Source organism: Caulobacter sp. FG7, from assembly GCF_057808875.1.
On the sequence record NZ_JBMDIW010000027.1, the window covers coordinates 34,236 to 58,889 of the forward strand.

21 protein-coding genes are annotated in these 24,654 nt (G+C 69.3%); 6 read left to right on the plus strand and 15 right to left on the minus strand.

Annotation, left to right across the window (positions count from 1 at the left end; all coding sequences use genetic code 11):
• Window positions 1-36: 36 nt before the first annotated feature.
• Window positions 37-672 carry a GTP cyclohydrolase I FolE gene (gene folE, locus ACODR1_RS19650; RefSeq protein ID WP_488881962.1) on the plus strand — a complete coding sequence of 212 codons (636 nt, stop codon included), beginning with the start codon at window positions 37-39 and terminating at the stop codon, window positions 670-672.
• A gap of 124 nt (window positions 673-796) precedes the next feature.
• Here the strand turns inward: folE and ACODR1_RS19655 are convergent, their stop codons facing one another.
• The 5 genes from ACODR1_RS19655 to ACODR1_RS19675 all read right to left on the minus strand — a co-directional run bounded on the left by ACODR1_RS19655 (window position 797) and on the right by ACODR1_RS19675 (window position 2,799).
• The gene (locus ACODR1_RS19655) at window positions 797-988 is read right to left on the minus strand and encodes a hypothetical protein (protein ID WP_488881963.1); all 192 of its coding nucleotides are present in this window, start codon (window positions 986-988) and stop codon (window positions 797-799) included.
• Entirely contained in the window at window positions 989-1,165 is a 177-nt protein-coding gene (locus ACODR1_RS19660) for a coiled-coil domain-containing protein (RefSeq protein WP_488881964.1), read from the minus strand.
• Complete coding sequence (locus tag ACODR1_RS19665; RefSeq protein WP_488881965.1) at window positions 1,162-1,422, minus strand: hypothetical protein; 261 nt, start codon at window positions 1,420-1,422, stop codon at window positions 1,162-1,164. The genes ACODR1_RS19660 and ACODR1_RS19665 overlap by 4 nt, the downstream gene beginning before the upstream one ends.
• Window positions 1,409-1,705 (minus strand): hypothetical protein, encoded by a 297-nt coding sequence (locus tag ACODR1_RS19670; RefSeq protein WP_488881966.1) that lies wholly within the window; start codon window positions 1,703-1,705, stop codon window positions 1,409-1,411. Before ACODR1_RS19670 ends, ACODR1_RS19665 begins: the two co-directional genes overlap by 14 nt.
• A 209-nt stretch (window positions 1,706-1,914) precedes the next feature.
• Entirely contained in the window at window positions 1,915-2,799 is an 885-nt protein-coding gene (locus tag ACODR1_RS19675) for a DUF817 domain-containing protein (RefSeq protein ID WP_488881967.1), read from the minus strand.
• A 182-nt stretch (window positions 2,800-2,981) separates the two neighbouring features.
• On the opposite strand from ACODR1_RS19675, the gene hisI reads away from it, so the two are divergent.
• Both hisI and ACODR1_RS19685 read left to right on the plus strand, forming a co-directional pair.
• The gene (hisI, locus tag ACODR1_RS19680) at window positions 2,982-3,404 is read left to right on the plus strand and encodes a phosphoribosyl-AMP cyclohydrolase (RefSeq protein WP_488881968.1); all 423 of its coding nucleotides are present in this window, start codon (window positions 2,982-2,984) and stop codon (window positions 3,402-3,404) included.
• Window positions 3,391-4,017, plus strand: a complete 627-nt coding sequence (locus tag ACODR1_RS19685) for a LysE family translocator (protein WP_488881969.1) — start codon at window positions 3,391-3,393, stop codon at window positions 4,015-4,017. The genes hisI and ACODR1_RS19685 overlap by 14 nt, the downstream gene beginning before the upstream one ends.
• A 15-nt stretch (window positions 4,018-4,032) precedes the next feature.
• Here ACODR1_RS19685 and ACODR1_RS19690 read toward each other — a convergent pair whose 3' ends face one another.
• The 5 genes from ACODR1_RS19690 to ACODR1_RS19710 form a co-directional block, all read right to left on the minus strand.
• Entirely contained in the window at window positions 4,033-5,745 is a 1,713-nt protein-coding gene (locus ACODR1_RS19690; RefSeq protein ID WP_488881970.1) for an alkaline phosphatase D family protein, read from the minus strand.
• Window positions 5,746-5,980: 235 nt separating this feature from the next.
• On the minus strand, window positions 5,981-7,162 hold the full coding sequence (locus tag ACODR1_RS19695; RefSeq protein WP_488881971.1) for a DUF418 domain-containing protein: 1,182 nt from the start codon (window positions 7,160-7,162) through the stop codon (window positions 5,981-5,983).
• Between the two features lie 64 nt (window positions 7,163-7,226).
• Complete coding sequence (locus tag ACODR1_RS19700) at window positions 7,227-7,571, minus strand: hypothetical protein (protein WP_488881972.1); 345 nt, start codon at window positions 7,569-7,571, stop codon at window positions 7,227-7,229.
• Window positions 7,572-7,732: 161 nt separating this feature from the next.
• On the minus strand, window positions 7,733-12,559 hold the full coding sequence (locus ACODR1_RS19705) for an NAD-glutamate dehydrogenase (RefSeq protein WP_488881973.1): 4,827 nt from the start codon (window positions 12,557-12,559) through the stop codon (window positions 7,733-7,735).
• Window positions 12,560-12,897: 338 nt separating this feature from the next.
• The gene (locus tag ACODR1_RS19710) at window positions 12,898-14,025 is read right to left on the minus strand and encodes an AI-2E family transporter (protein WP_488881974.1); all 1,128 of its coding nucleotides are present in this window, start codon (window positions 14,023-14,025) and stop codon (window positions 12,898-12,900) included.
• Window positions 14,026-14,133: 108 nt separating this feature from the next.
• Between ACODR1_RS19710 and ACODR1_RS19715 the strand changes: the two genes are divergently transcribed.
• Complete coding sequence (locus ACODR1_RS19715) at window positions 14,134-15,690, plus strand: helicase HerA-like domain-containing protein (RefSeq protein WP_488881975.1); 1,557 nt, start codon at window positions 14,134-14,136, stop codon at window positions 15,688-15,690.
• A 181-nt stretch (window positions 15,691-15,871) separates the two neighbouring features.
• On the opposite strand, the gene ACODR1_RS19720 is transcribed toward ACODR1_RS19715, so the two are convergent.
• The 4 genes from ACODR1_RS19720 to ACODR1_RS19735 all read right to left on the minus strand — a co-directional run bounded on the left by ACODR1_RS19720 (window position 15,872) and on the right by ACODR1_RS19735 (window position 22,332).
• A complete protein-coding gene (locus tag ACODR1_RS19720) occupies window positions 15,872-18,217 on the minus strand; it encodes an ATP-binding protein (protein ID WP_488881976.1) in 2,346 nt (781 codons plus the stop codon).
• Window positions 18,218-18,319: 102 nt separating this feature from the next.
• Window positions 18,320-20,731: an EAL domain-containing protein gene (locus ACODR1_RS19725; RefSeq protein ID WP_488881977.1), complete on the minus strand. Its 2,412-nt coding sequence runs from the start codon at window positions 20,729-20,731 to the stop codon at window positions 18,320-18,322.
• Window positions 20,732-20,900: 169 nt separating this feature from the next.
• A complete protein-coding gene (locus tag ACODR1_RS19730; protein WP_488881978.1) occupies window positions 20,901-21,533 on the minus strand; it encodes a polysaccharide biosynthesis/export family protein in 633 nt (210 codons plus the stop codon).
• A 67-nt stretch (window positions 21,534-21,600) separates the two neighbouring features.
• Window positions 21,601-22,332, minus strand: a complete 732-nt coding sequence (locus ACODR1_RS19735; protein ID WP_488881979.1) for a metallophosphoesterase family protein — start codon at window positions 22,330-22,332, stop codon at window positions 21,601-21,603.
• A gap of 324 nt (window positions 22,333-22,656) precedes the next feature.
• Between ACODR1_RS19735 and ACODR1_RS19740 the strand changes: the two genes are divergently transcribed.
• Window positions 22,657-23,544 carry a transglutaminase-like cysteine peptidase gene (locus ACODR1_RS19740; protein WP_488881980.1) on the plus strand — a complete coding sequence of 296 codons (888 nt, stop codon included), beginning with the start codon at window positions 22,657-22,659 and terminating at the stop codon, window positions 23,542-23,544.
• Between the two features lie 79 nt (window positions 23,545-23,623).
• Here the strand turns inward: ACODR1_RS19740 and pssZ are convergent, their stop codons facing one another.
• On the minus strand, window positions 23,624-24,250 hold the full coding sequence (gene pssZ / locus ACODR1_RS19745) for an exopolysaccharide biosynthesis protein PssZ (protein ID WP_488881981.1): 627 nt from the start codon (window positions 24,248-24,250) through the stop codon (window positions 23,624-23,626).
• A gap of 251 nt (window positions 24,251-24,501) precedes the next feature.
• On the opposite strand from pssZ, the gene ACODR1_RS19750 reads away from it, so the two are divergent.
• Entirely contained in the window at window positions 24,502-24,654 is a 153-nt protein-coding gene (locus ACODR1_RS19750; protein WP_488881982.1) for a hypothetical protein, read from the plus strand.

Sequence of the window (24,654 nt, forward strand, 5' to 3'; positions counted from 1 at the left end):
CGCAACTCAGCCCGTGGAAAGAAACCCCGCGAAAACATGGACGCCCTGACCCGCGAGCGAACCCTGATCGGCTCTGACGACACCGGTCTTGATCTTGAACCCGCCCAGCGCCCCACCCGCGACGAAGCCATGGCCGCCGTGCGCACGCTGCTGGCCTGGGCGGGCGACAACCCCGACCGCGAAGGCCTGCTCGACACGCCAAAGCGCGTGGTCGACGCCTATGGCGAGTGGTTCGCCGGCTATCACGGCGACCCGGCCAAGGAACTGTCGCGCACCTTCGAGGACGTGCAGGGCTATGACGACATGGTCATGCTGCGCGGCATCGACGTGCAGAGCCACTGCGAGCACCACATGGCGCCGTTCCTGGGCAAGGCCTGGGTGGCCTACATGCCCACCGGCAAGGTCGTGGGCCTGTCGAAGCTGGCGCGCCTGGTGGAAATCTACGCCAAGCGCCTGCAGACCCAGGAAACCATGACCATGCAGGTCGCCGACGCCATCGAGGACCACCTCTCGGCCGCCGGCGTCGCCGTACTGATCGACGCCGAGCACCAGTGCATGTCGACCCGCGGCGTGCACCACCACGACGTCTCGACCATCACCACCCAGTTCCGCGGCGTGTTCAAGACCGACAAGGTCCTGCAGCAGCGGTTCATGGACCTGGTGCGGAAGTAGGCCGCAAAGATGCTCCCCCTCTGGGGGAGCTGTCGCGAAGCGACTGAGGGGGTTTCATGGCCAATGCCGCGCTACCCCCTCCGGCCCTCTGGGCCACCTCCCCCAAAGGGGGAGGATCCGGCGTTTAACCCCGTTCGTGCGCCGACAGCGCCGCTTCGCCGGCCGGGGTGATCACCCAGCCGGTGCGGCCGCGTTCAGCCAGCCCCTGGTCGGTCAGGGCCCGGGCGTCGGAGATGTTGATCCAGTCGACGTCGTGGCCAAGCTTCTTGCGCGCCAGGTTGCGCAGGGCGGCGACGTGTTGGGGCGGCAGGCCCATCTATTGTCCTCCCGACAGGGGATCGGGCGCCGTGACGGCGCGCACGGCCAGGCGGCTCAAATGCTGCTGCAGCCGCAGAACCTCGCTGGCCAGATCCGAGGCCTCGGCTTGCAGCTGGGCGTTCCGACGCCTGAGATACTCGTTCTCCCGTCGCAGTTGGTCGAGATCGTCGCTCACCGCTCACTTCCATGGCCGTCGTAGGGCGTGGCCGTGCAGCGGGCCAGCCAGCCGCGGCCGCCCTCACGACTGAGATGCACCACGGTGAAGTCCTGGATGCCGTCTGGGGAACCCAGCGTGTAGACGTCGCCGATAACTGGCGGCGTCGCCAGCTTGCCGCCGATGGTCACGTTCAGCGCCTCGTCCCGCCAGCCGTAGGTCAGCTCGTAGTCGTGACGGCCGAAAGGCGGACGACGTGGAGGATCACGATCGGTCATGAGGCGCCGTCGAGTTGGAGGAAGCCTTGGTATCGGCGTCGGCCAGATTGCGGTCGACATGGTCGCGCAGCCCGGCCTCCATCGTTCTGGCCGCCTCGCCGCCGCCAGGGCGCACCGGCTTGGCGAAGGCCGCCGCGAAGGCCCGGTGGACCAGCAGGCCGGCTGCGTTGATGTCGGGCTGGAGCCTGACCGCGTAGCGGCGCAGGGCGTCGGAGAGCGCCAGCAGGCGCAGGTCGCGCGCCAGGCGCGGCGGGCGTTCGTCGATGGTCTTGAGACGGGCCATGAAAATCCTCCAGGCGCGTCGCAGGCGTCGTCGCGCCCCCGACAACGGGGGTTTCGCGCCGAACGTCGGCGGCGATGAACAGAAACGGATGGGATCGACAAATCGCCGAGCAGGTCGAGGGCGTCGCGAACGGGGCCTCGTATAGCGCTCTCCGGCGCATGACCCTTTATACCACGTCCGGGCCGTTCCCGCCGAAGTTTCTCCGGCGATCAGGCCGCCGCCCGGATGCCTTCGCGCAGGCGTTCGACGCAGGCGTCGAGCGGGCGGTGGACGAGGCTGACCAGCACGAAGCTGATGGTCATCAACAGGTACCAGGCGCCCAGCTTCTCGATCGGCACCAGATGCCAGCCCTCGCGCTGGCTGGGATAGATCCAGGCCCCGGCGGCGGTGCCGAGGTTCTCGGCCAGCCAGATGAACAGCGCCACCAGCATCAGGCCCAGCAGCATCGGCATGCGGCGCTGCACCCGGTCGGGCGTGAACACGAACCAGGTGCGGCCAAACAGCAGGGCCGACAGGGCGAACAGCCCCAGCCGCATGTCGGTGACATAGTGGTGCGTGAAGAAATTCAGATAGATCAGCACCGCCAGGACGTGGGCGCTCCAGAACGGCGGGTAGCGGATGAAGGTGATGTCGAACAGTCGCCAGATGCGGGCGATGTAGCTGCCGACGCAGGCGTACATGAAGCCGGTGAACAGCGGCACGTCGCCGATCCGCAGCACGCTGGCCTCGGGATAGATCCACGAGCCGTGGGCCGTCTTGAAGATCTCCATGGCCGTGCCGACCAGGTGGAAGATGGCGATCACCGCCGCCTCGTCCCAGCGCTCGAGCTTCAGCAGGATCAGCATCGCCTGGATGGCGACCGAGGCGATGACGAGGAAGTCGTAGCGGGCCAGGGCCGCGTCATGCGGCCAGAACAGGTAGGTGCCGACCAGCAGCACCAGCATCAGGCCGCCGAACAGGCAGGCCCAGGCTTGCTTCAGGCCGAACAGCAGGAACTCGTAGGCCCATTCATTGGCCTTCGAGCGCTGAGCCCATGGACGCATCCGGCGGTCCAGAACCGCCACGCCGTCCTTGATCCTGGACTTGAGGTCCATCGTCCCTGTCGTTCCCGTCCCCCGCCGGTGCGCGGAGGCTAGAGCCTTTCGGTTCCAAAGGGAACCTTTTGAACCAGAAAGGCTCCAGCTCGACCTCTGGAGCGTGATGGCCGCCGAAACCGCCCGCGCTTTCGGCTATCACGCTCTGGCCCAAACCAGGGGTGATGCGCCATATGTCTTTGATGACCAGCCAGATCTTCCCCTCCGCCCCCGACAAGCAGGCCCTGGAACGGGGCGCCGTCATTGCCCCGCGCTTCGACGCCAACGGTCTGGTGGCGGCGGTGGCCCAGCACGCCGACACCGGCGAGATCCTGATGCTGGCCTGGATGAATGACGAGGCCCTGAAGCTGACGCTGGACACCGGCGTGGCCCACTATTTCAGCCGCTCTCGCAACGGCCTGTGGAAGAAGGGCGAGACCAGCGGCCAGCTGCAGATGGTCTCGGAGGTGCGCATCGACTGCGACCAGGACGCCGTGGTCATCAAGGTGCGGCCGCAGGGCGACGGCGGGGCCTGCCACGTGGGGTTCCGCTCGTGCTTCTATCGGGTCTGGGAGAACGGCCAGCTGGTCGAGCGCGAGGAAGAGCACGTCCATGACCACGCCTGAGGCCTTGCTGGCCTTCACCCTGGCCGCGTCCTTGCTGACCATCACCCCGGGCCTCGACACCGCCCTGGTGCTGCGCAGCGCCGCCACCGAAGGCCCGCGCCGGGCAGCGGCGGCCGCCATGGGCATCGGCATGGGGTGCCTGGTCTGGGGCATGGCCGCAGCCTTCGGGGCCGGCGCGCTGCTGACCGCCTCGGAGCTGGCCTACACGGCGCTGAAATGGGCCGGCGCGGCCTATCTGGTCTGGATGGGCGTCAAGATGGTGTGGAAGCCCCGCGACCGCTTCGAGCCGGGCGCGGTGTCGCCCACCGGCGGCGGCCTGGCGGACTCGTTCCGGCGCGGCCTTTTCACCAACCTGCTCAATCCCAAGGTCGGGGTGTTCTACATCTCGTTCCTGCCGCAGTTCACGCCCGCCGGCGCCAGCCCCGCAGTGTTCGGCACGCTGCTGGCCGGGATCCACGTCCTGCTTGGCCTGGCCTGGGCCGGCCTCTTGATCGCCGCCACCGCGCCGCTGGCCGGCCTGCTGCGGGAAGCCGCCGTGGTGAGGTGGCTCGACCGCATCAGCGGCGGGGTGTTCATCGCGTTCGGGCTGAAGCTGGCGCTGGAGCGGCGTTGATCGAGATCCCTCTCTCTATGAGAGCGGGATTTCAGACAGCGCCTGCACCCCGCCGCCATCCGCCGGGGTGACGACGAAGGTCTTGAGGACGCTGGTCGTGTAGTCGGTCGACAGGATGGTCGAGACCGCCACCAGCTCGCCGGTCGCGCGGCCCTTCTCCAGGGTCAGCAGCACGAAGCCCTTGGCGCTGGGGTGGGCGTACTTGACCTCGCGATTGCGCTGGACGAAGGCCTCGCCGATCGGGGCGCCGGGCATCAGGTCGCCGTAGCCGGGCGAGGTGACCGAGGTGGCGCCGAACTCGGCGGCGACGCGGGTGGAGCCGGCGTCGTCCCACAGCTCGTTGGCCCAGAACATGTGGCTGTCGCCGGCCAGCACGATCGGCGCGGCCTTGCTGGCCTTGAAGATGTCGTAGACCCGCCGGCGATCGGCCGGATAGCCGTCCCAGGCGTCGAGGTTGGACGGGATGTCGAAGGCCGACATGGCCACGCTCTTGGCCACCCGGCCCCTGGCGTAGTCGGGCAGGGCCGCGACCATGGCGTCGAACTTCTCAGGGCCCATGGTGGCCTTGAGATTGGGGGCGGCGACGCGGGCCATCACCACCTGGTTGCCCAGCACCTGCCAGGCCGTGCCGGCCTTGACCGAGGCCTCGACCTCGCGGGCCAGCCACTGCTCCTGGCCCTCGCCCATCATCCGGCGGGACGGATCCTTCCACTTGGCCACGAAGGCCTCGACCTGCGGCTTGCCGTCGGCCGAGAACGCCAGGTCCTTGGCGTAGTCCAGCTGTTCGGTGCGGGCGGTGAGACGGGTCTCGACCATCAAGAGGGTGGCGACGTCGCCGAACTGGAAGCGGCGCCAGGCGGCCTCGGGCAGGGTTCCGGCCGAGGGCTCGCGGATCGGCATCCACTCGTAATAGGCCTTCAGGGCGGCGGCCTTGCGCGCGGCCCATTCGCCTTCCCCCTTGTCCGGGTCGTGGTTCTCGGCGCCGCCGACCCAGCTGTCGTTGGCGGTCTCGTGGTCGTCCCAGACCACGATCCAGGGCGCGCGGGCGTGGGCGGCCTGCAGCATCGGGTCAGTCTTGTAGATCGCGTGGCGACGGCGGTAGTCGCCAAGGCTGACGATCTCGTGCGGCGGATCAGGCTGGCGCTGGGCGGCGACCGGCGAGTTCATGCCGTAGTCCTTGGGACCGCCGCCGTACTCGTAGATGTAGTCGCCCAGGTGCAGCACCGCGTCGACGCGCGGCAGCCTGGCGATGGCGTCGTAGGCGGTGAAGTAGCCGTTGGGATAGAGCGAGCAGGAGGCCACGGCCAGGACCACGTCCTTCACCGACCCCTGCGGCAGGGTGCGGGTGCGACCGGTGATCCCCTCACCGACCGGCTTGCCGGCCTTCAGCGGGCGGAAGCGGAAGTGATAGTCCGTGCCCGGCTTCAGGCCCGTCGCGTCGACCTTGACCGTCCAGTCGCGGCCGGCGTCGGTCTGGGTCTGGCCCTGGGCGACGATGGTCTTGAAGCCTTCGTCGGTCGCGACGTCCCAGCGCAGGGCGACGGGAGCGGTGGCGCCCTCAGCCGAAACGCGGGTCCAAAGGATCACGCGGTCGGTGAGCGGATCGCCCGAGGCCAGGCCGTGGGCGAAGACGACCTCGCCCTCGAAGGTCTTGGCGACGGCGGCGGCGACCGGCGTAGCCGCGCCCGTGCCGAGCAGGGCCAGAAGCCCGCGACGATCGATCTTCATTGCAACGCACTCCCCGACAGGACGCCCGCGACGTCTTGCGGTGGCGTTAGCGGCGGCCCGCGACAACCTTATGACGCACGTGGTTATTCGGGGAAGGAAGATCCTCCCCCTTTGGGGGAGGTGGCCCGAAGGGCCGGAGGGGGCCGTTTCAGTTGCCGAGGCGCTGGCCGCTTTCAGCAAGCACTTCCCCCTCAGTCGCTCCGCGACAGCTCCCCCTTCAGGGGGAGCATCCAATCTAGCGCCGCAGCCGCGTCGGTCCCCGATAGAGCCGGCGCCAGACCCATTCCAGCGGGCCCATGGCGAAGCGCTCCAGCCACCAGCGCGACCACAGAACCTGGGCGATCCACAGCGCGACGACGATCAGGGCCAGGGCCGGACGGTCGAGGCGGGCATAGAGGCCAAGGCCCCGGCCGCCGTAGAAGATGGCGGTCATGACCAGCGACTGGGCGATGTAGTTGGTGAAGGCCATCTGGCCGACCGGCGCCAGGACGGCGGGGATCTTGCGCCAGAACCCCGCCGAGCGCGCCGCCAGCGCCATCAGCCCGACATAGGCCAGGGTGGTCAGCGGCGCGGTGACCGTCTGCAGGCCCTCGGCAAGGCGCAAGTCGCGGTCCTGCATGCCGCCCAGCACGAAGGCGAAATGCGGCCAGCCGACCAGGGCCAGCGCCGCAAGGCCGATCGCGATCAGCACGCCGTAGGTGCGGCCCGAGGCCTGACCGGTGAACACCCCCTTCTTGTAGGCGCCCAGGCCGATCATCATCAGGGCGGTCGTCAGCAGGAAGATGATCGGCTCATAGGGCAGGTTTTCCAGCCGCTCGGCGGCGTTGATCGTCATGGACGACATGAAGTCGCCGCGATAGGCGGCGATGGCGGCCGCGCCCCGGGCGGCTTCGCGGCCGGCCTCGGCGGCGAGGTCGGCGGGGGGCGAGAAGGCCAGCGCCGAAAGCCCACCGATGATCAGCAGGCTGAAGGCGATCCACAGGCCGATCCCCCAGGACAGCAGCTTGCGGGCCGGCCACGAGCGGGCCTGGGCCACGGCGAAGCCGGCCAGGGCGTAGCTCAGGAGCACGTCGCCCCACCAGATCGCGAAACCGTGGACGATCCCGAACACCAGGAGCCAGCCCAGGCGCCGATACAGCACCCCGCCCTTCCCTCCCGGTCCCTTCTCGCCGCCGACCAGGAACATCGAGATGCCGAACAGCATCGAGAACAGGGTCACGAACTTGCGCTGGAACAGCCACTGGGTGACCAGCCACACCGATATGGTCTCGGGACCGGTCCCGAACGGCCAGGCGCGGACGCTGTCGCTGAGCGCCATCGGGAACGCAAAGCCCGGCGCGTTGCACAGCAGTATGCCCAGCACGCCCAGCCCCCGCAGGGCGTCGAGCAGGATGATGCGGTCTTTGTCAGCGGCCATGGATCCCCCGAAGTCAGCGGGATGGTGGCCTGCGTCGCGGGCGGCGTCAGCCCAAAGCGGCCGGTCAGTCGGCGATATAGACGTAGTCGACAGTCTCGGTGTCGCCGGCGACGTCGCAGAGGCTCTTGCCAGCCACGACCACCGGCTTGCCGCTGGCGTTGGCCGACAGAAGCAGGGCCAGCATCGCCTGACCGGCCGAGGTGCCGGTGCTGAACGACCACCGCCCCGGGAACGAGGCGCTGCAGGCCGGCTGGGCGCTGCGGCTGCCACGCTGCCAGAAATAAACGACGCCGGTGCCTGTGATGGTAATCTGGTAGACCGTGCCCGACTGGGCGACGGAGGCCTGCGCGGCCGGCGCGGCGAGCGCGCAGGTCGAGGCGACCGCGAGCGCGGCCAGGATCTTCTGCATTAGGTGACGTCCCCGACGAAGGACCGTGATTCACGGTCGGGGAAACTCTACCTTGGGCGCACATCGCTCGTACAGGTCGAGCCTGCGCGGAAGCGGGCCGGCTCTTGCCGACACGAGGGCGGGCGTGACGGGCTGAAAGGTGAGTTTCAGCCCGCCGAGTATTACCCCTGCACCGACAGTTCGCGCAGCGCCGCGTTGGCGATGGTGAGCTTGGCGAAGGTCCAGCCCCCACCGGCCTGCTCGATGTCCTCCACCGTGCGCTTGGCGGCCTTGACGCGGTCGGCGCGCAGGGCGGCCCAGGAGGCCACCGCGGCCTTGGCCGAGCTCTCGTCGTCGCCGGCCTGGGCGTTGGCGGCGAACTTCAGCACCGCCTGGGTGATGGCGGCCTGCTCGAACAAAAGGTCCTCGATCAGGCGACGCACGGCCAGGCGCTCGAAGCTGTCGCCGCCGACGAACTGGCCGGCCGCCCAACGCAGGCGGTCGAAGCCCAGCGCCGCGCCGACCTGGTGATAGAGGCGCGCGACGTTCTCGACCGACCAGCTGGACGCGTTGCCCAGGTCGACGAGGTCGGCGGCCGTGGTCACCGGCTGCAGGGCGGCCACCGCTTCGGCCAGGGCCTGCGGCGCGCCGTCGGCGACATAGGCCTTGGCGCGCTTGGCCGTGGTCTTCTGCTCGAAGCTGGACAGGATGGCCGGGGTGAGACCCTTCAGGGCCGCCACCGACGGACCATAGGCCTCGACCAGCTGCTGGACGCTGGCCTTGTCGCGGAACGCCCGGCGGGCCAGCCAGAAGGTCAGGCTGCGCAGCGCATAGGCCAAAGCCTTGTAGAGGGCGGTCTGGCCCTCGGCCTCGGCCTGGTTGTCCAGCGCCGAGACCTGGTCCCACAGGGCGTCGACGCCCAGGATCTCGCGGGCGGCGGCGAAGCCGACGACCAGGGCCTCGACGTCGCAGCCGGCGGCGGCCTTCAGGCGGCTCGGGAAGGTCGGGCCGCACATGTTGACCATCTGGTTGCCGACCACCGTGGCGATGATCTCGCGCTTCAGACGGTGCTTCTGCATGGCGCCGGCGTACTTATCGAGCGCCCCCGGGAAATAGCCGCGCAGGGTGGTCTCGAACCAGGGATCGTCCGGCGCGCGCGAGGCGATGATGTCGTCGAACAGATCAAGCTTGCCGTAGGCCAGCAGCACGGCCAGTTCCGGGCGGGTCAGGCCCTTCTTGGCCTGGGCGCGATCGGCCAGGACGGCGGCCTCGGGCAGGCCCTCGACCTTGCGGTCCAGGCGGCCGCGGGCTTCCAGCTCGCTCATGAAGCGGGCGTGGGCCTCCAGTTCCTCGGCGCTGTCGCTTTCGAGCAAGGTCAGCGCCAGGGTCTGGTCGTAGTTGTGCTCCAGCACGTGATGGGCGACGTCGTCGGTCATCGAGGCGAGCAGGGTGTTGCGGTCGGGACGGGTCAGCTCGCCCGAGCGCTCCAGGAGACCCGTGAGGATCTTGATGTTGACCTCGTGGTCGGAGCTATCGACGCCGGCGCTGTTGTCGATGGCGTCGGTGTTCGAGTGGCCGCCGTTTTGCGCGAACTCGATGCGGCCGGCCTGGGTGAGCCCCAGATTGGCGCCCTCGCCCACCACCTTGACCCGCAGGTCGGCGCCGTTGACGCGGATGGCGTCGTTGGCCTTGTCGCCGGCCTCGGCGTTGGTCTCGCCCTTGGCCTTCACATAGGTGCCGATGCCGCCGAGATAGAGCAGCTCGGCGCGCGACTTGAGGACCGCGGTCATCAGCTCGGCCGGCGAGACGCTGGCGGCCTTCAGGTCCAGCATGGCCTGGACCTCAGGCGACAGCGGGATCTCCTTCTGGTTCCGCGGCACGATGGCGCCGCCCTTGGAGAGCTTGCTGGCGTCGTAGTCGGCCCAGGACGAGCGCGGCAGCTTGAACATGCGGTCGCGCTCGGCCCACGAGACGGCCGGATCCGGATCGGGATCGAGGAAGATGTGACGGTGGTCGAAGGCGGCCAGGAGCTTGGTCTGCTTGGACAGCAGCATGCCGTTGCCGAACACGTCGCCCGACATGTCGCCGACGCCGACCACGGTGAAGGGCTCGGCCTGGATGTCCTTGCCCAGTTCGCGGAAGTGGCGCTTGACCGCCTCCCAGGCGCCGCGGGCGGTGATGCCCATGACCTTGTGGTCGTAGCCGACCGAGCCGCCCGACGCGAAGGCGTCGCCCAGCCAGAAGCCGTAGGATTCCGCCAGGCCGTTGGCGATGTCGGAGAAGGTGGCCGTGCCCTTGTCGGCGGCGACGACCAGGTAGGGATCCTCGCCGTCGTGGGCGACCACGGCCGGCGGGGCGATCACCTGGTTGTCGGCGTCGATGTTGTCGGTGATGTCCAAGAGGCCCGACAGGAAGGTCTTGTAGGCGCGGATGGCCTCGGCCTGGATGGCGTCGCGGTCGCCGCCGCGCGGCAGCTGCTTGGGATAGAAGCCGCCCTTCGAGCCGACCGGTACGATGACCGCGTTCTTGACCTGCTGGGCCTTCACCAGGCCGAGCACCTCGGTGCGGAAGTCGTCGCGGCGGTCGCTCCAGCGCAGGCCGCCGCGGGCGACGGGGCCAAAGCGCAGGTGCACGCCTTCGACGTGCGGGGCCGAGACGAAGATCTCGCGATAGGGCTTGGGCGCCGGCAGGTCGGCCAGTTCGCGCGAGGCGATCTTGAAGCTGATGTGCGGCTTGTGACCGCCGTCCTCGCCCGCCTGGTAGAAGTTGGTGCGCTGGATGGCGCCCACCAGGGCGGCGATGCGGCGCAAGGCCCGGTCGGCGTCGAGGCTTTCGACCGCCTGCAGGGCCTCGGTGATCTTGTCGGCGACGGCGGCGGCCTGCTCCTTGCGCGCGGCGAGGTCGGCGGCGATGGCCGGATCGAACTTGATGCGGAAGAGATCCAGGATCAGGCGCGCGACGCCCGGATTATCGGCCAGGGCGGCCTCTTGCACCGCCTGCGACGGGTCGAGACCCGTCTGCTGGCGATAGCGGGCCAGGGCGCGCACCAGGGCGGCCTCGCGCCAGTCGACGCCGAGCTCCAGCACCAGGCGGTTGAAGCCGTCGCTCTCGGCCTTGCCCGTCCAGATGGCGACGAAGGCGGCCTCGAAGGCGCTCTTGATGTCGGCGAACGACAGGTGCTCGCCCTGCTCGTCGCGCAGCACGAACTCATGGACCCAGGTCGGGGCCTTGAGGCCGTCGATGGCGGGCTTCAGCTTGAAGCCGTCCTCGATCAGGGCCTTCAGACCCATGTGCTCGAGGATCGGCAGCACGTCGGCCAGCGGCGCGGCCGCGCCCGGGCGATACAGCTTGAAGCGGAAGGTCATGGCGTCGTCGCCGTCGCGGCGGAAGGCCCGCACGCGCACGGCCTCGCCGGCCTTCAGGTCGTCGACGACGGCGATGTCGGCCAGGGCCTCGGGCGCGTCGTACTGGTCGCGATAGCCGGGCGGGAAGGCGCCGGCCCAGCGGGCCAGGGTGTCGACCACCGGGCGGGTGGCGCCGCGCTCGCGGACGATGGCCTCGAAGCGGTCGTCCCAGGTGCGGGTGGTCTCGGCGATGGCCGCTTCCAGCGCGGCCAGGTCCGGCTCAGGATGCACGCCCGGCTTGACGCCGAGAATGTAGTGCACCCGGGCCAGGGGGGCGTCGGAGAAGCTGGGATAATAGGCCGAGACGCGGCCGTCGAAGGCCTGGCTGAGCAGGTCGCCGGCGCGCTGGCGCACGCCGGAATCATAGCGCTCGCGCGGGACGAACAGCAGGGCCGAGATGAAGCGGTCGAACGGGTCGCGGCGGGTGAACAGGCGCACGCGCGGGCGGTCGTATAGGTGCAGCACGCCCAGCGCCATGGAGAGCAGGTCGCCCTCCTCGATCTGGAACAGCTCGTCGCGCGGCCAGGTCTCGAGGATGTTGCGCAGACGCTTGCCGTTGTGGCTGTCGGGATCCTTGCCGGCCCGGTCGAGGACGTGCTCGACCTTGCGACGGATCAGCGGCACCTCGTGGGCCGGCGTCTCGTAGGCCTCGGCGGTGAACAGGCCGACGAACCGGACCTCGCCCGAGGGCTTGCCGTCGGCGCCGTAGCGGCGCACGCCGACGTAGTCCATGTAGCCGCGGCGATGGACCTTGGAGCGCAGGTTCGACTTGGCCACGACCAGCGGGGCGCCCAGCAGCAGGTGGTCGCGCACCTGCGGCGACAGGATCGCCGGCTCGCTCTCGCGGCGCAGGACGGTGCGGGTCTGGTCGCGCAGGACGCCCAGGCTGCCCTCGGGCTGGTACAGCGGCTCCTCGGCCGCATAGCCGCCGTCGGCGGTGCGGGGATATTCGTAGACCCGCGCGCCCAGGAACACGAAGTGGTCGCCTTCCAGCCAGTCGAGGAAGTCCACGCCCTCGGCGCGCTCCTCGGCGGGCAGTTCGACCTGGGCGCCGCGCAGCTCGTCGATCGTGCGGCGCATCAGGGCGCGCATGGCGTCGAAGTCGTCGACGGCGCGGTGGACGTCGGCCAGGGCGTCGCGGACGGCGGTCAGCAGGGCCTCTTCACGGTCGGCGCCGACGGGCTCCAGCCACACCTGGATCAGCGAGCGGCGCTGGCCGAGAAGCTCGACCATCGGGTGGAACATGGCGCGCACCGAGAAACCGGTCTCGGCGATGGCGCCCATGATCGAATCGACGAGGAAGGGGCGGTCGGGCTGGACGATCTCAAGGACGTCGCCGCCCTTGGCGGTGCGCACGCGCAGGGCCAGGGCCTCGTTGGCCGAGGCTTCGGCGAAACGGTAGAGGCCGGCCAGTTCGGCGGCCACGTCGCCGGCCTGCACGCCGGGCAGTTCTTCGGCCGACCAGTCTTCGGCGGCCAGCGCCGCGAACTGGGCCTGAGCAGGGGTGAGCGCACCGCCGAAAGCCGTTTCCAGAGCCGCGCTCAGAGCCGTGCCCTGGGCGCTGGACGCCTGTTGGTTCGCCTTGCGGTCACTATCGCCGACCATGGGATTTCCTCGCGAATTTTTGGCGACAACCTAGCCCTTTCCCGTGCGCGTTCAACCGACACGCCCGAGAACCGAACAATATTTTGCCTAAACTGCTGAATTCCGAAGGAAGCGCCACCCACATTTCTATCCGGGCGTCCTGGCCGTGGATTGTTCGGAACCGCTGCTCCGGACACGGAAGCGCCGCCGGTGGGGGGAGACCGGCGGCGCAGGCCCGCCTTGGGGGGCGGCGGGCGTTTTCCGCGTTCGACGCGCCAGGTAAAGCAGGCTGGCGTCGCGCGGGACCGGGATTGGGGGGCTCCCGGTACCAGACCTAGATAGGAGCGCTTCCAGGAAATTTAAGCCCCTTTTTTCGAACTTGGCTTTTTTCTCGCCGATCCCTGTTTGGCGACCCCGGCCGGGCCATGTCCGGTGGCGCGCTCGCTGGTCGGGTCGCCGTCTTCCGACAGCAGGATGGCGATCCAGCGGGTGCCGTCGAACTGGGCCAGGATCAGCATCAGGGCCACGGTCAGGGGCGTGGACAGGAACATGCCGATGCCGCCCCACAGCGCGCCCCAGACGGCCAGCGACAGCAGCACGACGGTGGGGTCCATGTTGAGGCTGTCGCCCTGCATGCGCGGCAGCACGACATTGCCGACCACGAAGAAGATCACCTGCAGCGAACCGGCCAGGATCAGGGCCGGCAGCAGGCTGTGGGGGAACTGCACCAGAGCAAACAGCGGCGGCAGGATGCAGCCGATGGCCCCGCCGATGATCGGGATGTAGGCGGCGATGAAGATCAGGAAGGCCCAGAAGAAGGCGTTGTCGAGCCCCACGAGGGCCATCACCGCCCAGGCGGCCACGGCGATCATCAGGCCGGTGACGGTCTGGATCCACAGGTACTGCTCGACGCCGTTGCGGATGCGCTGGAACAAGGCCACCGACTGGTCGCGCTCGGCGTGGTGCGGAAACAGGGCGACGATCTTGCGCGAGAAACCCCGGCGCGAGGCGATGATGAAGCCCAGATAGATCAGCACCAGCACGGCGTTGGAGGCGAAGTTCTGCAGGCTGCCGGCGATGGCGCCGACATATTGCTGCGGATTGAGCTGGGCGATCAGGTCGTCGAGCGTGGGCGCGACACGCACGCCGACCAGGCCGGCGATCTTGGCGATCACCTCGTTGAGCCGCGGGGCGTAGGCCTTGGCCTGGCCCACGAACCCGGCCCCGTTCTCGACCACGATCCACACCGAGCCGCCGAACAGCAGCAGCGACAGCACGATGGCCGTCGGCAGGGCCAGCTTCTGCGGGAACTTGGGCACCCGCACCGTCAGCACGCGGGCGAAGCTGTCGATCATCACGGCCAGGAAGATGGCCAGGACCAGCGGCGTGAGGATGCCGCGCATGTAGTAGAGGGCCGCGCCGGCCGCGACCACCGCCAGGAAGACGACGGCGTTGCGGCTGGTGATCGAAGGCGTGAAGGTCGTCATCGACGGGAATCTCTGTTCGCGTAAGTCTTGGGGACCATTGTTCAGCCCAATTGGCGAAGGACAAGGCCGGAGCTAGGCTTAAAGCTCCTAGATGAAGGGAAGTTGCGCATGACCCTGGCGATCGGCGAAGGCGAGATCCTCATTGGCCTTTCTCAGGGGGGCCTGGGTGAGGGCCCCGTCACCCAGCGGCTGGACCGCTCCAACCGCCACGGCGTGGTGGCCGGCGCCACCGGCACCGGCAAGACGGTGACGTTGCAGGTCATGGCCCAGGCCTTCGCCGACGCGGGCGTGCCGGTGTTCGCCGCCGACGTGAAGGGCGACCTCTCGGGCGTCGCCGCGCTGGGGACGCCCAACGAGAAGATGCAGGCCCGCGCCGCCTCGATGGACATCACCCTGACCCCGGCCGCGCCGCCGACCATCTTCTGGGACCTGTTCGGCGAGAAGGGTCACCCGATCCGCACGACCATCTCGGAGATGGGTCCGCTCTTGCTGTCGCGCCTCTTGGAACTGAACGACGTGCAGGAGGGGGTGCTGACCATCACCTTCCACGTCGCCGACCAGGACGGCCTGCTGCTGCTCGACCTGAAGGACCTGCAGGCGGCGCTGAAGTACGTGGCCGACAACGCCGGCGAGATCGGCACCCAGTACGGAAACGTCTCGGCCGCCACGGTGGGCGCGATCCAGCGCAAGCTCCTGACCCTGCAGACGCAGGGGGCCGAGCACTTCTTCGGCGAGCCGGCCCTGAACCTGGCCGACATCATGCGCACCGACGTGGCCGGGCGCGGCTATGTCAACGTGCTGGCGGCCGACCGGCTGATCCAGTCGCCCAAGCTCTATTCGACCTTCCTGCTGTGGCTGCTGTCGGAGCTCTTCGAGGAGCTGCCCGAGGTGGGCGATCCGGAGAAGCCCAAGCTGGTGTTCTTCTTCGACGAGGCGCACCTGCTGTTCAACGATGCGCCCAAGCCCTTGCTGGAAAAGATCGAGCAGGTGGTGCGCCTGATCCGCTCCAAGGGCGTGGGCATCTATTTCGTCACCCAGAACCCGGCCGACATTCCCGACGCGGTGCTGGGCCAACTGGGCGCACGCGTGCAGCACGCCCTGCGCGCCTACACCCCCGCCGACCAGAAGGGGCTGAAGGCGGCGGCCCAGTCGTTCCGGGTCAATCCGGCCTTCGACACGGCCGAGACCATCCAGGCCCTGGGCGTGGGCGAGGCCCTGGTCTCGGTGCTCGACGCCAAGGGCGCACCCTGCGTGGTGCAGAAGACCCTGATCCGCCCGCCGGCCTCGCGCCTCGGGCCCCTGACGCCGGAAGAGCGCGCCGCCGCCATCGCCAAGAGCCCGGTGGCCGGCCTCTACGACACCGCCCAGGACCGCGCCTCGGCCTACGAGACCCTGCAGGGCCGCGCCGCCCAAGCCCAGAAGGACGCCGCCGCCGCCGCCAGCGCCGCCGAGGCCGAACGCCAGCGAGCGGCCGAGGAGAAGGTGCGCGAGCGCGAACGGGCCCGGGAAGAACGCGAAGAGGCCCGCGCCTCGCGCCCCCGCGCCTCGTCCAGCCGCCAGGGCATGGCCGAGACCTTCGCCAAGTCGCTGCTGCGGACCGTGGCCTCGCAGGCCGGGCGCGAGATCATGCGCGGTCTGCTGGGGGGGCTGAGCCGGAGGCGGTAGCTTCCTTCTCCTCCCCCGCTTGCGGGGGAGGGGGACCGCGAAGCGGGGGAGGGGGCGGCGGCGCGCGCGGCGCTCCGTCCCTCGCCCCCTCCGTCAACGCGCCGATGGCGCCGCGCCACCTCCCCCGTTTCACGGGTGAGGTGTGACGTCGGTGGAAGCTGAAAACGTCCCCCCTCCGGCGCTACGCGCCACCTCCCCCAGAGGGGGAGGATCTTACGGCCGCCTCCGCCAGCGCCCGGTGCAGCTGCTCTATCCGGAACGGCTTGCGCAGGACCGGCCAGGGCAAGTCTTCCAACGCCGCGGCCAGGCGGTCGCCGGCGTAGCCGGTGGTCAGCAGGACGGCGGTGCGGGGCGCGCGTTCGGCGACGATGCGGCCCAGCTCCACGCCGCTGACGCCGCCGGGCATGACGAGGTCCGACAGCAGGACGTCGAAGTCCGGCTCGACCTCCAGCCGGGCCAGGGCCGCGCGGCCGTGCTCGGCGGTGACGACGATGCAGCCCAGCTCGGTCAGCGCGCCCTCGGTGATGGCCCGCACGCTGGCGTCGTCCTCGACCAGCAGCACCCGCACGCCGGAAAGGTCGGCGATGGGCGCGTCCTCCGACCGTTCCACCGCGACGCCGTCGGCGACGGCGACCGGCAGGTGCAGCGACACCGTGGTTCCCCTGCCCTCCTGGCTGTCGATGGTCACCGCCCCGCCGCACTGGCGCACGAAGCCATAGACCTGGGCCAGGCCCAGGCCCGTGCCCTTGCCGACTTCCTTGGTGGTGAAGAACGGCTCGAACACCCGCCCCAGCACCTCGGGCGACATGCCGTGGCCGGTATCGGACACCGCCACGCGCACATAGTCGCCGGCCGGGGCCTCGCCCGCCTGGCCGTCGTCCAGCCGCTCGGCCGCGACCTCGACGGTGATGGTCCCGTGGTCCGGCGTGGCGTCGACGGCGTTGACGACGAGGTTGAGCAGGGCGGCCTCGAACTGGGCGGCGTCGACGCGGCTGGAGCCGGCCTCCCGGTCGGCGCGGACCTCCAGGCTCTTGGCGTCGCCGACGGCGCGGCGGACCAGAGGCTCGACCTGCAGGATCAGGCCGGCGATGTCGACGACCTCCAGCTTCAGTTCCTGGCTGCGCGAGAAGGCCAGCAGCTGGCGGGTCAGGCGCTCGCCGCGCTGGCCGGCGGCCAGGGCCGCCTCGCCCAGGCGCCGCACGCGGGCCACGTCGTCGGGGCGCTTGAGGATCATGTCGAGCCCGCCGACCATCACCGTCAGCAGGTTGTTGAAGTCGTGGGCGACGCCGCCGGTCAGCCGGCCGACGGTCTCCAGCCGTTGTGACTGGGCCAGGGCCGCCTCGGTCTTGGCGCGTTCGGCGATGCTGGCCTCGAGGGCGGCGGTGCGCTCGGCGACGCGGTCTTCCAGTTCGAGCGTCGTTTCCACGACCTCGGTGTTGTCGAAGCAGCTGCCGATATAGCCCTGGAACTGGCCGTAGGCGTCGTGCCGCGGGGCGCCGGCGCTGCTGATCCAGCGCCAGGCGCCGTCGGCGCGGCGCAGGCGAAAGGCGGCGCGGAACGGGCGGCGGGCCGCGATGGCGGCGGCCGCCTCGGCCTCGGCGGCGCCCAGGTCGTCGGGATGGACGCCGGCGGCCCAGCCGCGCCCCAGTTCCTCGTCCATGCTGCGGCCGGTGAACTTCAGCCACGCGTCGTTGAACCAGATGCAGGCCCCGTCGACGCCCGAGATCCAGATCATCACCGGGGCGGCGTTGGCCACGCCCCGGAACTGCTCCTCGCTGGTGCGCAGCGCCGCGGCGGCCCGGCGCTCGCGGGTCACGTCGCGAAAGGTCACCGCCAGGCCCTCGGTGATGCGCACGCCGCTGGAGCGCACCCAATGCTCCTCGCCGTCGATCACCCGCCGTACTTCCAGATCGTCGGGACCGCCCTCGTCGAGCAGGCGGGTCAGGCGCTCGATCATCTGCTGGCCGGTCTCGTCACGAAAGACGTCGCGCACCCGGCGGCCGATCAGGCTGGAGACGCCGCGCGGCCGCAGGGCCTGGGCGGCGGGATTGGCGTAGGTCCAGCGGAAGTCGGCGACCTGGCCGCCGCGCCGCACGGGCTCGAGGATCACAAAGGCGTCGAGCGAGGCGTCCTGGGCGATGCGAAACCGCTCCTCGGCGGCCAGGCCGCTGCGCACGGCCAGCCGCAGGGCGGCGACGAACAGCACGATCAGGCCGCTGCTCAAGCCGAAGGTGGCCAGTTGCGCGGCCTGGGGGGTGTCGAGCGGACCGCTCATCCACAAAAGGCGGACGATCAGGGCGCTGGCCAGGACCGAGGCCAGCCCCGCCCACAGCCCGCCGACCAGGGCCGCCAGCATGACGGCGACGAAGAACGGCGGGAAGTTGCTGGGATGGTCGGTCAGGTTGGCCGCGCCGAAGCGGGCGGCCACGGCCAGGCCCACGGCCGCGCCGGCCAGGCAGAACCGAAGAACCGGGCGGTCGACCGACGATGCGAACCGGATCGTCGTCCGACTGAGAAACTGGCCCATTACGCTAGCCCCGAGTCACCAGGCGCACCCCCGCCGGCAACGCCTTGCAAACGTCGCCGCACGGCAGAGGTTCCACAGAGGCGCCATCGGGCGTGTACGCGATCAGGCCGCGCCGCGAGCCTTGGTCTGTTCCGAAGCATTGGCGACGGCGGCGCGGGCCAGGGTCCAGGCCGACAGGCTGTCGATCGGACCGGGGCGGCCGATGGCGTAGCCTTGCAGCTCGGCGCAGGACTCGCCGCGCAGGAAGTCGATCTGCTCCTGGGTCTCGACGCCCTCGGCCACGACCGGGATCTCCAGGCTGCGGCCCAGGCCCAGCACGGCGCGCACGATGACGGTGGCGCGGTCGTGGCGGTGGATGTTCTCGACGAAGCTCTTGTCGATCTTGATCTTGTCGAAGGGGAACGACTGCAGGGTCGACAGCGACGAGAAGCCGGTGCCGAAGTCGTCCATGGCGATCCGCACGCCCAGGGCCTTCAGGCGGCGCAGGTTGTCGAGTGCGCGCTGATAGTCCTTGAACAGAGCGCTTTCGGTGATCTCCAGCTCCAGGCGCGAGGGCGACAGGCCGGTGGCGATCAGCACCTCGTGCACCAGGGTGGGCAGGTTGGGCTGGTTCAGCTGCAGCGGCGACAGATTGACGGCGATGCGCAGCGGGCGGTCCCAGCTGGCGGCGTCGGCGCAGGCGCGGCGCAGGACCCACTCGCCCAGCTGGGTGATGAGACCGTTCTCCTCGGCCACCGGGATGAAGTCGAGCGGCGGGACCATGCCGCGCACCGGGTGCTTCCAGCGAACCAGGGCCTCGAAGCCGCAAACCTCGCCGTCGGCGGCGCGGGCCAGGGGCTGGTAGAACACCACCAACTCCTCGTCGGTGATGGCCTGGCGCAGCTCGCGGGCCAGGGTGCGACGTTCACGGATGGTCTCGTCCATCTCGCGCTTGAAGAAGCGATAGACGCCGCGGCCGCTTTCCTTGGCGCGGTAGAGGGCCATGTCGGCGTTGGCCAGCAGGGCCTCGGCGGTGCGGCCGTCGTCGGGGAACAGCGAGACGCCCAGGCTGGCGCCCATGGCCAGGTCCTGGCCTTCGTAGACGGCCGGGGCCGACAGCTGCTCGAGCACGCGACCGGCCAGTTCGGCGGCGGCGGCGGGCTGGTCGCCGGCGACGATCTGCACGAGGATGAATTCGTCGCCGCCCAGTCGCGCGGCGAAGGACGGGGCGGTGACCGAGTCCTGCAGGCGGCGGGCGGCCTCGACCAGCAGGGCGTCGCCGGCCAGGTGGCCGTGCAGGTCGTTGGCTTCCTTGAAGTGGTCGAGATCGATGCAGACCAGCGACAGGGTTTCGCCGGACGCCTCGACGCGTTCCAGGGCCGCGGCCAGGCGGGCCTGCAGCGAGTTGCGGTTGGGCAGGCCGGTGAGGCCGTCGTGTTCGGCCAGGTAGCGGATCTTTTCCTCGGCCGAGCGGCGCTCGCGCAGGTCGCGGATGGCCAGCACGGTCAGGCCCGAGGTCTCGGTGCGGGCGCCGTCGTCCATCAGGCGCGAGAACACCTCGACCGGAATGGCGCGGCCGCCTTCGAGCGGCTGAAGCAGCCCTTCGCGGCGCACGCCTTCGCGGGCCGGTTCCTTGCCGTCGAAGGTCAGCATGGCGGTGTAGAGCGGCTTGCCGACCAGCTCGTCCAGCGACGCGCCGGCCAGTTCGCAGAAGGCGGCGTTGGCGTCGTTGATGCGGCCGTCCTGGACCACGACGATGCCTTCATAGGCGGCGTTGGCCAGGCGGCGGATGCGATCGAGCGCCGAGCGGCTGGTCGAGGACTCGATGGTCACCGCGCCCAGGCCGCCCAGGATGATCAGGCCGGTGATGGCGGTCACCGCCAGGGTCAGCATGGCGCCCGACAGCAGTTGCTCGGGCACGACGACGTTGACGTCGGGCATGATCGTCACCGCGCCCATGCCGGTGAAGTGCAGGCCGCAGACGCCCAGGGTGAGCACCGTGCCGCCGATCAACTGCTTGGTCAGCGAGCGGGCGCGACCGGCGATGACCAGGGCGATGGCCGAGAAGGACACGCCGATGACGACCGAGGCGGCGACGGTGGCCTGCTCCCAAAGCACGTAGCCCTGAGTCACGAAGGCCGACATGCCGGTGTAGTGCATCGCGCCGATGCCCAGGCCCAGCAGCAGGCCGCCGGCGCAGTCGTTGGTGCGGGTGCGCTCGGCCGAGGCCACGGCGAAGCCGGCCGCCATGAACAGCACCGCGATCATCAGCGACAGCAGGGTGCCGGCCGGGCTGTAGCCGGTCTTGAGGCCCGGGTCGTAGGCGACCATGGCGATGAAGTGGGTGGCCCAGACGCCCGAGCCGGCGACCAGGCCGGTCAGCAGCAGCCAGGCCCCGCGGACCAGGCCGCGCGCGCCGCGCAGGCGTGAAAAGAGTCGGAACGCCGTGAAACAGGCGGCGAAGCAGACGAGGCCGGCGACAAGCACGAGCCTGAAGTCATGCTGCCCCGTCAGGCAGGTCAGAACCTTCAGCAAAGGCGTTCCCCCAGAGTGGTACGGCGCCACTCTGTGCGGAAAGATACAAAAAAATGGTTTCTATTGCGCGGCCAGGTAGTCGAAAGCGCGACCTATCGCCGCGCGCCGTGGTAAATCGAACCTTAACGCCGCCGACGCCGCGAAAGACGCGGCGCCTGCATTTTAATTCTTAAAAGAAGCGCTCGCCGATACGCACCGTGTCGCCCGGCGCGACCTGGGTCGACGGCGTCAGGCTCATCTTGGTCTCTTTCTCTTCGCCCAGACGCTTGATGTAGACCTTGTTCTTGTCGGCCCGGTAGGTGTAGCCGCCCGCGGTGGCCACGGCGTTCTGGACCGTCAGGCCCGAGGTATAGGGGTAGGTGCCCGGCTTGCTGACCTCGCCCAGGATGTAGAACGGGCGGAAGTTCAGCACCTCGGCGCTGACGCGCGGCTGCTTCAGGTAGCCGTTGCGCAGGGCGGTCTCGACCGTCTCCTGGAACTGTCGGACGCTGAGGCCGGCGGCCTTGACCTCGCCCAGCAGCGGCAGGGACACCAGGCCCGAACCGGTGACGTAGAACTCGCCCGACAGGGTGGGTTCGCCGAAGACGGTGACGCGGACCTTGTCGCCCGAACCCAGCTGGTAGTCGGGATCGACCGGCGCGGCGGGCGCGGCCGTGGATGGCGCGACAGGCGCGGTTTGCGGCGCCGCAGCAGCCGCGGCGGAAGGCGGCGGGAGGGTGTCCTGAGCCTGGGCGATCGGCGCGGCCGCAGCGAGGGCCAGGCAGATCGAAGCCGCCCGAATAAGGCGTCGAACGGTAATCATTCTCGTCACGTCTCTCGGCTGCATCCCTCCCTGGTCTCATCGCATGGAGACCCGGGCGTCACAAGCTTCACCCCGGACCGGGCCGTCGTTTTCGCGCTTGCAGCATGACCGGGGCGCCCTGCCCCACCCGGACGGCGGTCAAAACGCCCGTCGCATAGGCTCCGGTGTCGACATTGATCCGGTCACGGCCCAGGAACGGCTCCTCGTCGGGGGTGTGGCCGTGGACGACGACCATGCCCAGGCCGTGCGGCTGGTGCAGGAAATCGCCTCGGATCCACAGCAGGTCCTGCGGGTCCTGCTCGACTAGGGACCGGCCCGGGCGCACGCCGGCGTGGACGAACAGATAGTCGCCATAGGCGGCGGTCAGCTCCAGCTGGCGCAGGAAGTTCAGGTGGCGCAGCGGCAGATTGCGCTGGAACTGCTCCTGGGCCGCGCGCCAGGCCTCGGGGTCGCGCCCCACCGGCCGCGCCACCCCATAGGAGGCCAGGGTCTCGCCGCCGCCGAACTCGGTCCAGACCGGGCCGCCCTCGGGACTGTCGAGGAATTGCAGCAGGGTCTGCTCGTGATTGCCCATCAAGGCGCGAACCTCGAAGCCCAAGGCCCCGCCCGAGGCGGCCTTCAGGGCGGCGATGCGCTCGATCACCCCGGCCGAGTCCGGACCGCGGTCGACATAGTCGCCGACGAACACGATCACCGGCCGGTCCTGGCGGCCGAGCGCGGCGAAATCGGCCGCCACGGCGTCGAGCAACTGGTCCAGCAGGTCGAGACGGCCGTGAATATCGCCGACGCCGTAAACCACTCGGCCATCGGCGGAGGCCGTTTGCGACTTGGATCGGGACTTGGGACGCAGGAAGCCGAAGACCATGGACCTGAGGAGGATGAGGGAGGACGAGACAGGGTCGATCGCCAAAATGCCTTAGGCGCAAGGCCCCTTCAACCGTTGCCACGCGCATTTACGATAAATAAACCGAGATTTTCGAGATGAATTTAACCTTGAATATTCACTCACGATTACCAATAACATCAAATAAACCAGATTGATTATACGTTAAAACACCAAGCATTTTGACCTCGAATTCAATGGATATCCCGATGATGAGCTCACGAACTTCGCGAGCCCGTCATGAAGATCACCGCCTTTCTCGGAACCGCCATCGCCAGCCTTGGGCTGATGGCCGCCGCCCCGGCCCTGGCCGGGCCGGCGCCGGCGTTCATGCCGATGGGCGCGCCCGCCGCCGCCCCGCCCGGGTTCACCGACCTTTGCCAGCGCGACCTGGACAGCTGCGGCGCGGCGGCGCACGAGATCGCGGCGCTGACCGGCCAGGCGCCGCAGGCGGCGCTCCAGGCGGGTATCGCCACCTCGTCGACCTCGACCGCCTGGAGCGGCGGCCGCCGCCTGACCTTCGCGGCCCAGGCCCAGGCGATCGCCGCCGAGAGCGAGCTTGAAGACGAGGATGCGGTCGCCGCCGTGACGGTGGAAACCCTCGCGCCCCTGCGCCTGGACACCGCCTTCGCCCTGGTGTCGCCCGAGGCGGCGATGGCCGCCGCCCTGTCTCCGAGCGCCGCCGCGCCGGTCCGCCCGAACATCAACCTGGCCTCGGCCGAAGGCGAGCTTCCCCGCCTGTCGCGTGACCAGATGAAGCTGCTCAACGACATCAATCGCCGCGTCAATCGCGAGGTGCAGAAGGCCGACGACTTCGATCTCTACGGCATGATCGAGTATTGGAGCCTGCCGCGCGTAATCGACGGCAAGATGTACGGCGACTGCGAAGACTATGCGCTGGAGAAGCGCCGCCGCCTGATCGAGGCCGGCGTGCCGGCCGCGGCCCTGTCGATGGCCGTGGCGGTCACCGCCCGCGGCGAAAGCCACGCCGTGCTGGTGGTGGCCATGGAGCAGGGCGACTGGGTGCTCGACAACCTGACCCCCTGGGCCACGCCCTGGAGCGAGCTGAACTATCGCTGGATCGAGCGCCAGGCCCCCGGCTCGGCCGCCTGGGTGACGATCGGCTGATCACGCAGCTCTCGAAATAGAAAAGGCCTCGCTTCGAACAGAAGCGAGGCCTTTTCAGTATTCGAACAGCACTGACTGTTTAATAGGCGTTCTCGGCCATCAGCAGGTGCGGCACCGTCAGCAGCAGGATGCGGATGTCGCTCATCAGCGACCAGCCGTCGATATAGGCGATGTCGGCCTTGATGCGGGCCGCCATGTCCTCGACGTCGGTGGTGCCGCCGCGCAGGCCGCGGATCTGGGCCAGGCCCGTGAGGCCGGGCTTGGCCTGGAAGCGCATGTGGTAGGTCGAGATCAGCGCGCCGTAATAGGCGTCGTGCGCCATGGCGTGCGGCCGCGGGCCCACCAGCGACATGTCGCCCTTCAGCACGTTGAGCAGCTGGGGCAGCTCGTCGATGCTGGTGGTGCGCAGCAGCTTGCCGGACTTGGTGATGCGGTCGTCGTCGCGACGGGCCTGGGTGACCTTGTCGCCGTTCTCCTCGCATCGCATCGAGCGCAGCTTGTAGATGGTGAAGGTTCGACCGTTCAGGCCGCCCCGCGTCTGGCGGAACAGCACCGGTCCGGGCGACTCCAGCTTAATCCAGAGCGCCGCGAGCAGAAGCACGGGCGCAAAGAAGATCAAGGCGAGGGCAGCAACGACGACGTCGATGAAGCGCTTGCCGGGATCCACGGCGACACGAGCAAGAATCTCGCCCGCGACGGCGTTCATGGTTTCGGTGTTCGAGCTTCCGCTCACAGCGTAACCCCCTATCCCACGACACACAAAAAGGAACGAAGCCACCCCACTTCGTCTCTAACTACCTAATGCAACTCTCCGACGACGTCGCGCGGAAACTGATACTTAACCATAAAATACAGTCATTTTGCGTAAACCCTGTTCCTTCACTAGGGCTTAGGGGTGAAAAGCTAAGCTTAGATTCGCGCAGATGACGAAGCTGCGCTGAAGGGGCCTTGAGTTTCATGCCGCACGCCGACATCTCGCTGAGCAACGTCGCCGACGCCGTTCCGGCCGCCACGCGCCGCCTGCCGCGCGCCGTCGGCCTGGGCCTGGCCGCCCTGGTCTCGGCCGGCCTGTGGCTGGGCGCCGTGGAACTTTTCCGCGCCCTCATCTGA